This is a genomic window from Polaribacter sp. NJDZ03, from assembly GCF_019263805.1.
Classification (GTDB): domain Bacteria; phylum Bacteroidota; class Bacteroidia; order Flavobacteriales; family Flavobacteriaceae; genus Polaribacter.
Genome location: NZ_CP079195.1, coordinates 2760083 through 2774597, shown reverse-complemented (window position 1 = coordinate 2774597; position 14515 = coordinate 2760083). Strand labels below are relative to the sequence as shown.

General features: G+C 29.7%; 8 protein-coding genes. 3 read left to right on the top strand and 5 right to left on the bottom strand.

Annotated features, from left to right (window positions below; genetic code table 11):
• Nucleotides 1-98: 98 nt before the first annotated feature.
• From KV700_RS11815 to KV700_RS11795, 5 genes are all read right to left on the bottom strand, one after another.
• Entirely contained in the window at nt 99-752 is a 654-nt protein-coding gene (locus KV700_RS11815) for a response regulator transcription factor (RefSeq protein ID WP_218597995.1), read from the bottom strand.
• A complete protein-coding gene (locus KV700_RS11810) occupies nt 749-7162 on the bottom strand; it encodes a PAS domain-containing protein (protein WP_218597994.1) in 6414 nt (2137 codons plus the stop codon). Before KV700_RS11810 ends, KV700_RS11815 begins: the two co-directional genes overlap by 4 nt.
• A 253-nt stretch (nt 7163-7415) precedes the next feature.
• Nucleotides 7416-9272: a glutamine--fructose-6-phosphate transaminase (isomerizing) gene (gene glmS, locus KV700_RS11805; protein WP_218597993.1), complete on the bottom strand. Its 1857-nt coding sequence runs from the start codon at nt 9270-9272 to the stop codon at nt 7416-7418.
• Between the two features lie 29 nt (nt 9273-9301).
• A complete protein-coding gene (locus KV700_RS11800) occupies nt 9302-10942 on the bottom strand; it encodes a DUF4270 family protein (RefSeq protein WP_254712911.1) in 1641 nt (546 codons plus the stop codon).
• A 45-nt stretch (nt 10943-10987) separates the two neighbouring features.
• On the bottom strand, nt 10988-11797 hold the full coding sequence (locus KV700_RS11795; RefSeq protein ID WP_208890834.1) for a glycogen/starch synthase: 810 nt from the start codon (nt 11795-11797) through the stop codon (nt 10988-10990).
• Nucleotides 11798-11894: 97 nt separating this feature from the next.
• Between KV700_RS11795 and panC the strand changes: the two genes are divergently transcribed.
• The 3 genes from panC to KV700_RS11780 are packed head-to-tail and all read left to right on the top strand — an operon-like array spanning nt 11895 to nt 14068.
• Nucleotides 11895-12743, top strand: a complete 849-nt coding sequence (gene panC, locus KV700_RS11790; protein WP_218597992.1) for a pantoate--beta-alanine ligase — start codon at nt 11895-11897, stop codon at nt 12741-12743.
• 27 nt (nt 12744-12770) lie between these two features.
• Entirely contained in the window at nt 12771-13121 is a 351-nt protein-coding gene (panD, locus tag KV700_RS11785; protein WP_036825265.1) for an aspartate 1-decarboxylase, read from the top strand.
• A 2-nt stretch (nt 13122-13123) separates the two neighbouring features.
• A complete protein-coding gene (locus KV700_RS11780; protein ID WP_218597991.1) occupies nt 13124-14068 on the top strand; it encodes a lysylphosphatidylglycerol synthase transmembrane domain-containing protein in 945 nt (314 codons plus the stop codon).
• The last annotated feature ends 447 nt before the right edge of the window (nt 14069-14515 follow it).

Sequence of the window (14515 nt, the reverse complement as noted above, 5' to 3'; positions counted from 1 at the left end):
TTAATTAAAAGGCAAGATAAATGGTTTTTCTAAATATTTTCATAAGCAAAGTGCTTATCATTATGCTTTTAACATTTATCTTAAAAGATATAGAACTCTTAAATATCTAATGAAGTTAACCCTTCTTGAATGGCATATTTTGTCAATTCAGGAATTGTGAATAAATCTATTTTTTTCATAATATTATTTCGATGTACATCTACCGTTTTAGGACTTAAAAATAAGATCTCTCCTATTTCTTTAGAAGAACGCCCCTCTGAAATTAACTGTAATACTTCTTTTTCTCTAGAACTTAATTGTGTTTTTTCTAATGCTTTGGGCTCTTTTAATGCAGATAGAAACTCTTGATTAATATCTTTTGAAAGATATTTTTTATTTTGCATTACCGTACAAATTGCAGTAATTAACTCATCTGAATCTCCATCTTTTAACAAGTAAGCAAAGGCACCAGCTTTAAACATACTTTGTATAAACTGCTTACTAGAGTGCATAGAAAGACCAATAATTTTTATATCTGGATTGTTTTTATGAATTTGCCTTGTTGCCTCTATACCATTTAAACCAGGCATGGCAACATCCATAACAATAACATTTGGCAAAAGTTTTGGACATATTTTTATAGCCTCTCTACCATCGGAAGCTTCGCCAATTATGTGCATATTAGACCTCTGCTCTATAATGTTTCTTAGACCATCTCTTAATAACTTATGATCATCGACTAATACAATTTTAATATCTTTTAAATAACTCATTTAGATAAAGGTATAAAAATTTTAACTGTTGTACCCATATTTATTTTTGATTTTATTGTAAATTTTCCTTGAATGTTTCTAATTCGTTCCTGAACCGTAAACAAACCAAAACCAGATCCAGAATGATTATGAAGATTATTTAATATAGAAGTATTAAAACCAACTCCATTATCTGTAATAAAAATATCAAGTCCTAAGTTATTCTTATCAAGGTCTAAAGTTATTAAAGATGCACTTGCATATTTTATAGCATTGGTTAAAACTTCTTGTATACTTCTATACAATAAAATAGATTTTACTTCATCTAAATTAATATTATCTACATTACTATTAACTACGCAAGCAATCTTATGTGTAGTTTCTACATTGTCAAATAACCAATTTAACGCCTCAACAATACCTAATTGATATAATACCGGAGGTGAAAGCTCATACGTAATTTTACGGCTATTCTCTAAAGCTTCAGAAATATGCGTTTCAATAAATCTTAAATCTTCATCAATCAATTTTAATTGTGGTCTTTTTTTCAACTCATTAATTTTCATTTTTGAGATTACTAAAGACTGACTTAAATGATCATGTATATTGGTTGCAATTTCTTTTTTCTGTTTTTCCTCTATCAACGTCATCTCTGTAGTTAATTTCTGAAGTGATGTTTGGTATTCTTCTATTTCTTGCTTAGCTAACACCCATTGCGTAATATCTCTTGCAGATGAAACATAAGAACTAATCTCATTATCTTTATAAACTGGAGACGATAAAAACTCTAACCAAATGTAATGTCCTTTTTTATGTAACACTCTACAACTAAATGTATCTGTATACATATTACTAAATTTTCTTTGAACCATTACTTTTTTTAAAGCTTTAATATCACTTTTATGAACAATACCAAAGACATTTTTACCTAAAAGTTCTGATTGTTTATACCCTAATAAGTTATAAATAGAAGGACTGATGTATTTAAAAGTACTATTTATTTCATGTAAGCAAATTAAATCATTAGAGTTATCCGTTATAATACGGTACATCTCTTCTGCTTTTTCAATTTCTCTTCTTGCTTCTTTTTGAGCTGTAATGTCTTGATTAGTTCCTTTTAAACTGATTATAACATTATTTTCGTTAAATATAGGCTTACATATAGCCCTTATGGTTTTTTCTACATTATTAGGTAAACAAATTCTAAATTCTATATCATAAGGAATTCCTTTAGCATAAAGTAAATCTACAGTATGTTTAAAAAAATTAAGATCATCTTTATGAATTCTATTTAAAATTTCTACTTGTCCTAATGTTGGTTTATTTAAATCGAAACCCCAAATACGCAACGTTTCTTCAGACCACTCAGATTTTTCAGTTAAAACATTATGCGTCCAACTACCAACCTGAGCTAATTCTTGTGCTTCTTTTAATTTTTCTAAGGATTCTAGCTCAGACAATTTAGCATCTTTGATACTTTGAATACTTTGAATACTTACAGGTACTGTTTTCTGCTCTATCTCTGTTTGAGGTATAGGAATTGAAACTAAGGCAGCAAACTCATCTCCTTCTAGTGTTCTAAAATTTACTTCTGATAAAAATACCTTCTCATAATTCCAAATAGCTTCTATAAGGTTTTCAAATATTTTCTCTGCCCCTGTACCAAGTGTCTTGGAAAAATTCACTAGAAATTCTTCATGGTTTTTAACTTTAAACAATTTTAAAGTAGCAGCATTTACACTATTAACCATCAATTTTTCTAATAAAGCATTTAACAACCATGGGTGCTGTTCTAAATACACTTTTATATTAAGAATTTGAAGCGTTCTAAGCACTTCAATTTCTTTAAAAATACTCGTAAAATCTTCATTCCAAATAGAAACAGTAGCATTATCAAAGAGTCTTCTATAATTATCTTCTACCCTTAAATGCTCTTGTTCTATTTGTTTTCTCTCGGTAATATCTTGTAGAACACCTCTTCTTCCAACTACAATTCCGTGCTCATTATACAAGGGTTCAACAATCATTCTTGCCCAAATCTTTTCACTTCTAGTATTAATTAATTTAAATTCAACATCATAAGGAGTTCCATTTAACTCAAGATCTAAAGTTAATTTTTTTAACTTTTTTTGAGAGTCTTCATCCAAAAAAGACATTATTTCTTTTAATGGGGGCAGCGGAAGTTTTGGGTCTAATCCAAAAATAACATAAAGATATTCAGACCACACAGAAGTATCTGAAGCCATATCATACTCTAAATGCCCTATTTTAGCCATTTTACTAGCTTCATTTTTAGAATATTCACTCATTTCTAATAAATCTAAAGAAGTTTGAATTTCTTCTTTAGAATGCTCTAGTTCAAATTGTGCTTTTTTAGCAACTGTAATATCTTGTAGAATACCTCTTCTTCCTATAATTTCATTTTGCTTGTTATAAACAGGCTGACCAACATTTCTAACCCAAACTTCTTCTTTATCTTTGGTAACAAGCCTCAATTCACAATCAAAAGGAGTACCATTTTTAACCAGATCTTTAATTGCTTTTTCATATTTAACTATAGATTCATCATCAAAAATTTGTTCAATATCTTCACGTGATGGAATTCCTTCATTTATATCAAACCTTAAAATATCATAAACATAATCAGACCATATAAAAATACCTGTTGCATTATCATATTCTTGATACCCTATTTTAGCTATTTCACTAGCTTTACGCAAGGAGTATTCCTTTTTCTCTAAAAGTTTTAAAGTGGTTTCAATCTTTTGGTTAGAAAGCTCTAATTCTTCCTGTGCTTTTTTAGAAGCTGTAATATTCTGTAAAATACCCCTCTTACCAACAATTTCATTTTGTTCATTGTAAATAGGTTGTGCTACATTTCTAACCCAAACAACTTCCTTTTTTAAGTTAATAAATTGCAATTCTATATCATAAGAAACACCTTTAGAAGTAAGTGCTATTGTTGCTTCTGCAAACTTTTCTTGCGATTCTTTTTTCATGTTTTTCAAAAACACCACCTCTGGTGGAATTCCATCTTTAGGATTTGATCCAAAAATACGATGCACATACTCAGACCATACAACAATGCCTGTTAACATATCGTGCTCCCAATAACCTATTTTGGCTACTTTACTAGCCTCATCCATCGAATTCTTTCTTTTTCTTGATAATTTTAAGGAGGTCTGAATCTTTTCTTTAGAAAGCTCTAATTCTAGTTGCGTATTTTTAGAAGCGGTAATATCTTGTAATACTCCTCTTCTTTTAATAATTTTATTTTGTTGATCGTAAACAGGTTCAACTACAATTCTAATCCAAACTACTTCCTTTCTTAAGTTTATCATTTTTAACTCAAGATCAAAAGGAATGCCCTCGGTATCTAATTTAAAGGTAGCTTTCCCCATCTTTTCTTTAGACTCTTCGTTAAAAAGTTCTGCAATTTCTTTACGTGAGGGTACAGGCTTTTTTATGTCAAATCCAAAAATATGATATATATATTCTGACCAAACATAAGTTTCTGTAGCAATATCATCCACTAAATACCCCATTTTAGCCATTTTACTAGCTTCATTCTTAGAGAATTCACTATTCTCCAACAACTCTAAAGACTTCTGAATCTTATTTTTAGAGAGTTCTAATTCTAATTGAGCTTTTTTAGAAGCTGTAATATTATGCACTACACCTCTTCTACCAATAATTTCATCTTGTTCGTTGTAAATAAGCTGTACCACTTGCCTTACCCAAAACTCTTTATTTTTTTTATTAATTAATTTCAATTCAATATCGTAAATAGTTCCTTTTAGGGTAAGATTTACAGTAGCTTTAGCTAACTTAAACTGAGAATCTTTATCATAAAAACTCACCATTTCTTTACGTGAAGGAATACTTTCATTTAAATCGAAACCATAAATTTCATACACATAATCAGACCAAACATAACTATCCGTTGCTATATCATACTCCCAATGCCCAATTTTAGCAATCCTACTAGATTCCGTTAAAGAATGGTCTCTTTTTTCTAAAAGATCTAATGAAGATTGAATCTTTTCTTTAGATAATTCTAATTCTAATTGAGCTTTTTTCCATTCGGTTATATTTTGTAAAACCCCTCTTCTTCCAATAATCTCATTTTCTTTGTTATAAATAGGCTTAGCTACATTTCTTACCCAAACCTCTTCATTATTTCTATTAATTAATTTTAGAATAACATTATAAGGTGTACCTTTTGTATTCAGTTCTAATGTGGCGGCTAATAATTTTTCTAGAGACTCTTTGTCACAAACCTTCACTGCTTCCTTATGTGGCGGAATTCCATCATTTGGGCTTAATCCATAAATATGGTAAATATAATCAGACCATGTATATGTATCTGTTTCAATAATATAATCCCAATACCCTATTTTAGCCATTTTACTAGACTCATTTAAAGAGTAATCTTTTTTCTCTAATAACTTTAAAGAGATTTGAATATTTTCTGTAGAAAGCTCCAAAGCTAATTGAGCTTTTTTAGAGGTTGTAATATTTTGTAAAAGACCTCTTCTTCCTGTAATTTTATTTTGCTTATCATATACAGGCTGTACTATACTGCGTACCCAAACCTCTTCTTTGTTTTCATTAATCAATTTTAAATCAATATCATAAGGCGTTCCTTTTAAGTTCAATTCTAAATTAACTTGCTCTATTTTTCTTTGAGATTCATCATCAAAAAAAGCTAAAATTTTTTCTCGTGGAGGAATTCCCTTTTTAGGATCTAATCCAAAAATCTCATAATGATAATCAGACCAAATAACATGAACCTGGTCGTTACTAAACTCCCAATAACCAATCTTAGCCATGCTACTCACTTCATCTAAAGTAAAACCCTTTTTCTCTAAAAGTTCTAGAGAAGATTTAATTTTTTCTTTTGAAAGCACCTCTTCAAACTGTGCATTTTTTAAGGCCGTAATATCTTGCATAACACCTATTCTACCTACAACCTCATTTTGTTGATTATAAATAGATTTAGCAACAGTACGCTCCCAAACAACTTTATTTTTTTTGTTGATAAATCTTAATTCTACATCACAAGAAACTCCTTTTTCTGCAATATCCTTTACAACCTGGGCTATCTTTTCTTGAGATTCTTTATCATATAAAGAGATGAGATCTTTTTGAGATGGAACTCCCTTTTCTGGATCTATTCCGTAAATGGTATACATATAATCAGACCAGATAAAAGTATCTGTTTTAATATTATATTCCCAATATCCTATTTTAGCAACTTTACTAGCCTCTTCTAAAGAGTGTTCCTTTTTTTCTAATTCCTCAAAAGAATCTTGAATTTTCTCCCTTGCTAAAATTCTCTGCGTAATATCTCTGGCAGAAGTAACAAAGTAACTAATTTCATCTCCTTTATAAACCGGAGATGACAAAAATTCTAACCAAATGTAATGACCATCTTTATGTAAGATTCTAACGGGAATAGCATCAGAAATAACGCCTTTACTAATTAATTTTTTTGCTAGTAATTCCTTTATGATTGTAATATCATCTTTATGAACAATACTAAAGACTTGCTTCCCTAAAAATTCTGATTGTTCATAACCCAATATTTTTTTTATAGAGGGACTAATATATTTAAAAGTGGCATCTGGTTCTTGTAAAAAAATTAAATCACTAGAGTGATCTGTTAGAATACGATACATCTCTGTAGTTTCTTGAATTACTTTTTCTGCAGATTCAAATTTTTGTCTATAAGTTAGTGGCTGAAAGATATCTTTAATTTTAAAAATAGTTGATATCGACTTACTTTTATCGAAAAATCGTAAATAAAGGTAAAGAAAAGTCCCATAAAAAATAGTAAAAATTCCTTTTGATATAAGTCCAGATATTATAATTGAAGTTAAATTATGTACATCCCAAGACGTTAAGATTACAAAAAACAATGTATCAAAACTAATAACAATTAGCATAGTAATACAAATCTGGAGAAATAAGAATTGTATTTTTTTAGATATATATTCAAATAAAAATATGATTAAAAAAGCATCTAAAAACAACACTACTGTACTAATAAATAATTCCCATAAACTAATATTAAAAAGATCTTCTGTTAAATTAAAACCACCTTTTATAGATGTGTTGGTAAAGTTTAATGTTTCTACAAGAATAGACATTACTATGTTTACAACAAACAAAGCATAAATAATTTTTTTAGTTTCATTTGTGTCTTCCTTTATGTAAACCATAAGTAAAACAAATAGAGATGCTAAGAAAAAAACAACATGTCCTGGAGAAACAAAAAAATTATCTGTAATTGAAATAGAAACACTATTGTATAAAAACACCTGTACAAACTGAAATAATCCCAAGCATGCAAACATAACTCCAATACCCAACTGTTTTCTATAATGAAATAAAAAAAGCATTACTAAAGCAACTAAAGTACCCTGCATAAACAAGAGGGTTATTTGACTATAATTCATAGTATTTTGATAAATTAGAAATGGAATTTAAAATTAACATCTCTGCTATTTTATATGCAACATTAAATATTTTAAGGACTAAGGTAAGTATATTTTTTTTTTTACATATCAATATATAATCTTGATATGTAGCCAATCACAAAAATTAAGTGTAATATATTACTTTTTTAAAATGAAAAAACCCAGCTAAAAGCTGGGTTTTTTTTATAAAGTATAAGAAAAATTACTCCACCGTAACCGATTTTGCTAAATTTCTAGGTTGATCTACATTTTTATTTAACATTACCGCAATATGGTATGATAATAATTGAAAAGGAATTGTAGTTAATAGCGGTGTTAATGCTTCTTCTGTTTCAGGAATTTCTATAACATGATCTGCTATTTCTTTAACCTGAGTATCTCCTTCTGTAACAATTGCAATAATTTTACCAGATCTAGATTTAATTTCTTGAATATTACTCACTACTTTTTCGTAATGCCCTTTATTGGTTGCAATAACAAAAATTGGCATGTTCTCATCAATTAAAGCAATTGGACCATGTTTCATTTCTGCTGCAGGATATCCCTCTGCATGTATATATGAAATTTCTTTTAACTTTAAAGCACCTTCTAATGCTACCGGAAAGTTAAACCCTCTACCTAAATACAAACAGTTTTTTGCATCTTTATATACTGCTGCAATTTCTTTTACTTTTTCATCAATCTTTAAAAGTGCCTCTATTTTAGCAGGAATTAATTCCATTTTCTGCAAATACATTCTAAATGCAGAGTTTGACATCGTTCCTTTCGCCTTAGCCAATTTTAAAGAAATTAATGTAAGCACTGTAATTTGAGTTGTAAATGCTTTTGTAGACGCTACACCAATTTCTGGACCAGCATGCGTATAAGCACCTGCGTGTGTTTCTCTAGCAATAGAAGAACCCACAACATTACAAATACCAAATACAAAAGCTCCTTTAGATTTTGCTAATTTAATAGCAGCCAAAGTATCTGCCGTTTCTCCAGATTGAGAAATTGCAATAACAACATCATTTGGTGTAATTATTGGGTTTCTATATCTAAATTCAGATGCATACTCAACCTCAACAGGTATACGTGCCATATCTTCTATTAAATACTCACCAACTAAACCAGCATGCCAAGAAGTACCGCAAGCAATAATTATAATTCTTTCGGCATTCAAAAACTTATTCAAATGGTCATCTATTCCAGACATTTTAATAATCCCTTCATTAGGCAACATTCTACCTCTATAAGTATCTATAATGGCTTTAGGTTGTTCATGAATTTCTTTTAACATGAAATGGTCATAACCACCTTTTTCAATTTGATCTAAACTTAGCTGTAATTTCTGAATATTAGTATCAACCATAGAGTCGTCTTTAATTTTACGAACTTTTATGTCTTTACCAATTTTAACAACCGCTAACTCTTCATCTTCTAAATAAATAGCATTCTTTGTATACTCTATAAAAGGTGATGCATCAGAAGCAACAAAAAACTCACTATTATCTTTTCCTACTCCAATTGCAATAGGGCTTCCTAAACGAGCAATAACTAACTCATTTGGTTTTGTTTTATCAAAAACAGCAATTGCATAAGCACCTACAACACTTGTTAATGCCAATTGAACTGCTTGCCCAAGTTTACAACCTTCGTTCTTTTTTACTTCTTCTATAAGATTTACTAAAACCTCAGTATCTGTATCACTCTTAAAAACATAGCCTCTAGATATTAGCTCTTTTTTTAAAGTGTCGTAGTTTTCAATAATACCATTGTGTACAATAACTAACTCACCAGACTGAGAAACATGAGGATGAGAATTTACATCATTTGGTACTCCATGAGTAGCCCAACGTGTATGCCCAATTCCTATATTTCCTTTTTTTCTTTTTTCGTCATTATCAGTTATGGCTTCTAAATCAGAAACTTTTCCTTTAGTTTTAGAAAGATGTATTTCTTTTCCATCATACATCATAATCCCAGAACTATCATACCCTCTGTATTCTAGTCTTTTAAGTCCATTTACAACTATTGGATAAGCATCTCTAAAGCCAATATAGCCAGTAATTCCACACATAAAATTCTTTCTTTTAGTTCGTTTTTTTTTTAATTCTTTTTTCTAATATATGAGACTTTTAATTGAGCTTTCTTCTCTCCATTCTCATCAAATAAAACCACAGATCTTGGATTCCAATTGTATTGTAATACATTCACATTTAAGGCTCCTGTTATTATAGGGTTATCAGTAGAATTATATACTTTAAGTATTAATGACGAAAAATCATCAGAAGAACCATCTACTAAATCAGAAATGTAATCTGTAATTTTAAAAGTATAACTTTCTGGAACTTCTTCTTCAGTTGATGATAAAACGCCACTAAAGAAAGCTCCCTCTTCATAAGAATCAGATAAATGTGTTGGGGTTACTCCTCCATTTCCGTTATCTTTATTTTTATAAATATAAAGTCTTTGAGGCAATAGGTCTGAATTTGTACTTAGCGCACTGTTTACTGCAAAAGTTAAATCTGCATCATTAATTAAAAATCCAAACTCATTATTCTCAATATCTCTAATAGAAGCTATTTCCTTTAAATCTAAATAATTATTATTATCTAAATCTTTATCTGAAAAAGCTAGAAAAGGATCTTCTGGACTTAAATTTAATAAATTAACACCTAAAATCTTAACTTCTGCAGAAAAACCAGCAGTACCTTGAATAACAAAATTATTTACTGGAACAGTATTTATATCTTCCGTTTTGTATATACTGTTTTGGATTCCACCTAGAGAAAAAGAGTATGCTTCTTTTATAACTTCATTATCTTCACCTTCTTTTTTTACTGTTTTAGAATATAAAAAATCTACAGCAAAATTTGAATTAGGAATTAAATTGAAAGGAACTAATGCCCCATCAGTACCTTTCGCTTTTACAATAATTCCTTTAAAATAATTTTGAAACTCTCTTGATGAAGAAAACTCTACATCATTAAATTTATCCCAAAATAATGTTTTCATTTTATTTATATCTAACGGAATTGCTAAAAAAGGAGTTGCTGCACCTGCAGTATTAGTTACCCTTAGGGTATCATTAACTACCGCCGTACTATTTACATCTATCCTTCTATCAATTCTATCAAAAGTAAAAATAGTATCTGTTGCTTGTGGTATAAAAGAGAAACCTGTAGTTGCTGTTAACAATTCAGTTTCTTCATAATCAAAATTAGATAAATAAGAGTTTTGTTTTGATATTTCCAAAGGTTTTAAACCATATAAAAAAGTTGGATTCCTATATACTTCTAAAGTGGTATTAATTGAGGTATTTCCTAAAATAGAATCTAACCTATAGATTGGTACTCCATTAGAGTTTACACCTAAAGAAACAGACGTATAGGGTATCTTTAAAACAACTTTATCTAAATTAAATATAGTATCTCCATCAACCATCTCTTGACGATTCTTTAAGTTCGAAACAAGACCTAATTGAGATACAAAGCCAGCTTCTATTTTTTTAGCATTATTACTGTTATAAACTCCTAACCAATAATCTACGGAAGGAAAACTATTATTTTGTAATCTAGGTAAACCTATATTATCTGCAATAATACTTTCTGTATTTATAGATTTTATTTCTAGATCTAATACAACTTGTTCTGTATCAAATTTTGTATTGTTAACAATACTTGATCCAATATCTGTAAAATCTTTTTCACAAGAAACAACAGCTGTAAATACTAATACTATAGCCACAATAAATGTGCTTTTCTCAAAAAATCTCCTCACTTTATAAAATAATTAATTAGCCGAAATTAAATCAGCATAAAAATTTAAATAACTTTCTTTTAAATCTTCAGATTGATATTCTAAAACCGGAATATCTTTACCTTCTATAAAAGAAGTCAATTCTTCTGAGATCTCCTCACTACCATGTATAATTGCGTCAGAATTTTCTATGGCACTTTTTAATATGTTTGTAAAGTTTGGTGTTTTTATTGTAGCAATTTTCTCGTCACAAATATTATCAAACTTCACTTTATCTGCTAAAGACTCGTCTAACGTTCCCTCAAAAGGGTTGTTATACAAAGAGGTAATAATTTTACTTTCTGTAAACAAAGGCTCTTCTTTATAAAACTCCTTTAAATAAAGAGGTAAAAGAGAAGCCATCCATCCATGAACATGAATAATATCTGGCGCCCAGTTTAATTTTTTTACAGTTTCTATAACTCCTTTTGCAAAGAAAATAGCACGTTCATCATTATCCTCAAACAAATCATCATCTTCATCAGTAAAAACGGCTTTTCGTTTAAAATATTCTTCATTATCTATAAAATACACTTGCATTCTTTCTTTAGGAATAGAAGCAACTTTTATAATTAATGGCATATCCATATCATTAACTACTAGATTCATACCAGATAAACGAATTACTTCGTGTAGCTGATGTCTGCGTTCGTTAATTACGCCATATCTTGGCATGAAAATTCTTGTTTGTACTCCTTTAGAATGTGCGTTTTTTGCAACATTAAAGGCTGTAGATGATAACTCTGTTTCGGGTAAGTATGGCACTACTTCAGATGAAACAAATAATATTCTCTTGTCCTTCATTAAATCAAACTCTTTTATAAGAAGCGCAAAAATACAATTTTTTATGCTAATATCGTGTTAAATTGGTAAGTTTGCAGACTCTACTTAATTTTTGAAGATGAAAATTTTTAACACAAAACAAGAAATAAAATCATATTTAACCTCTAAAAAAGAGGATAATAAAACCATTGGTTATGTGCCAACAATGGGCGCATTACACGAAGGTCATTTATCTTTAATAAAAAAAGCAATCGAAAAAAACGATCTAGTTGTAGTTAGTATTTTTGTAAATCCAACCCAGTTCGACAACCAAGATGACTTAATTAAATATCCAAAAACAATAGAAAACGATACTAAATTGTTAGAAAGTGTTTCTTGCGATGTATTATTTTTACCTTCTGTAGAAGAAATTTATGCAGAAAATATAGCCTCAGAAAACTTTGATTTCGATGGCTTAGAACATCAAATGGAAGGCAAATTTAGAAACGGTCATTTTAACGGTGTTGGTACCATTATAAAAACCCTTTTCGAAATTATAACACCCAACAGAGCTTATTTTGGTCAAAAAGATTTTCAGCAATTGCAGATCATCAAAAAAATGGTTAAAAAAAATAGAATCCCAGTAAAAATTAAAGGTTGTCCTATTTTTAGAGAAGAAAATGGTTTAGCTATGAGTTCTAGAAACACAAGATTATCTAAAGAACATAGAACTGAAGCAGCATTTATATACAAAATACTTAAAAAAGTTCGTTATAAATTTAACTCAGAAGAAGCTAATAAAATTAACGAATGGGTAGAAAGTCAATTTAAAGAACACCCTTATTTAAAATTAGAGTATTTTACAATTGCTGAAGAAAAAACACTAAAAACCATAGAAAGCAAAGAATATCATAAAAAATACCGTGCTTTTATTGCTGTATTTGCAGGAGACATAAGATTAATAGACAACATTCGTTTAAAACATTAGTAATAAAAAAAACAGTATTTTTGCCACATGTTAGTACAAGTTGTAAAATCAAAAATCCACCGTGTAAAAGTTACAGGTGCAGATTTAAATTATATAGGAAGCATTACCATTGATGAAGATTTAATGGATGCTGCCAACATTATTGAAGGTGAACGCGTTCAAATTGTAAACAATAATAATGGCGAACGTTTAGAAACCTATGCAATTCCCGGACCTCGTGGAAGTGGAGAAATTACCTTAAACGGAGCCGCAGCAAGAAAAGTTGCTGTGAATGATGTATTAATTTTAATCGTTTACGGATTCATGGATTTTGAAGAAGCAAAAAACTTTAAACCATCTTTAGTTTTCCCTAACGAAAAAGACAATACACTTACATAGATTTGAATATCAAAAAAATATTAAAAACCGTATTACCTCTCGTTTTGGGAGGTTTTTTAGTATGGTATTCGCTCTCTAAAATTTCTTTAGAGGTTTTAATCGGCTACTTTAAAGAAGCACATTATAGTTGGATTTTTCTTGGGTTATTCTTTGGTGTTTTAAGTCATTTATCACGGGCTTATAGATGGAAGTTTATGTTAGAACCCTTAGGCTTTAAACCCAAATTCACCAACAGTGTTTTAGCGGTTTTAGTAGGTTATTTAGTAAACTTAGCATTACCAAGAGCTGGTGAAGTATCTAGAGCACTAGTACTTACAAATTACGAAGAAGTTCCTTTCGAAAAAGGATTTGGAACCATTGTAGCAGAAAGAATTGCCGATTTAATTATGATGCTATCTATCGTATTAATCACACTTTTTGTACAGTTCGATTTTATCTACGGACTTTTAACTAAAAATTTCGATCCTACTAAAATAATCGTTGGCTTAGCAATTTTAATTATTGGCTTTTTCATTTTTACATCCTTTGTAAAAAAAGCAAAATCAGGCTTTCTTTTAAAAATAAAAACTTTTGTTTCTGGTCTTTTAGAAGGCGTTACAAGTATCTTTAAAATGAAAAATAAGTGGGCGTTTATTTTTCACACCGTATTTATTTGGGTAATGTATGTAGCCATGTTTTGGGCAACAATACCCGCAATAGAAGGTTTAAGTGTACCTTTTGGTGGAATTCTAATTGCCTTTATAGCCGGTGGTTTTTCTATCGCGGCAACAAATGGAGGTATTGGTTTATACCCAATTGCAGTTGCTGGCGCATTGGCTTTATTTGGAATTGCAGAAGAACCTGCAACCGCTTTTGGTTGGATTATGTGGACTGCACAAACCGCAATGATTATCATTTTTGGAGGTTTAGCCTTTTTTGCACTACCAATCTATAATAAGAATAAATAATTTTTGGGCGTTCCCTAAAAAGGTCGCGCTTTCACTACTCGCTTTTTTATTTTGCTGAAAAATCAGCAAAATAAAAAGAGCTCAAACACACCGTTCAATCGCTAACGCGAGTATTTGCTAACTTTTTTTTACCCAGTTTGCCTTTTTAACCTTTTGAGAGAAATCACATAAAGTTGCTCCATTTTATGTGATCACCGTTATGCGACTTCTAAATATTTCGAAGTTACAAACGGAATTACTTTCTTATTATCAGAGAATAATTAACACACAAAATAAAACCCAAAGTGTCATTTCGAAATGAGCTTTTTTAAGCGATTGAGAAATCTCAATAATTTACTTCCAACAACCTTATAAAAAAACTAATAATACGTGTTAGGCTTTATGTGATCACAATTATACTACTTCTCAATACTTCGAAGTCACAAACTGAATTACTTTCTTATTATC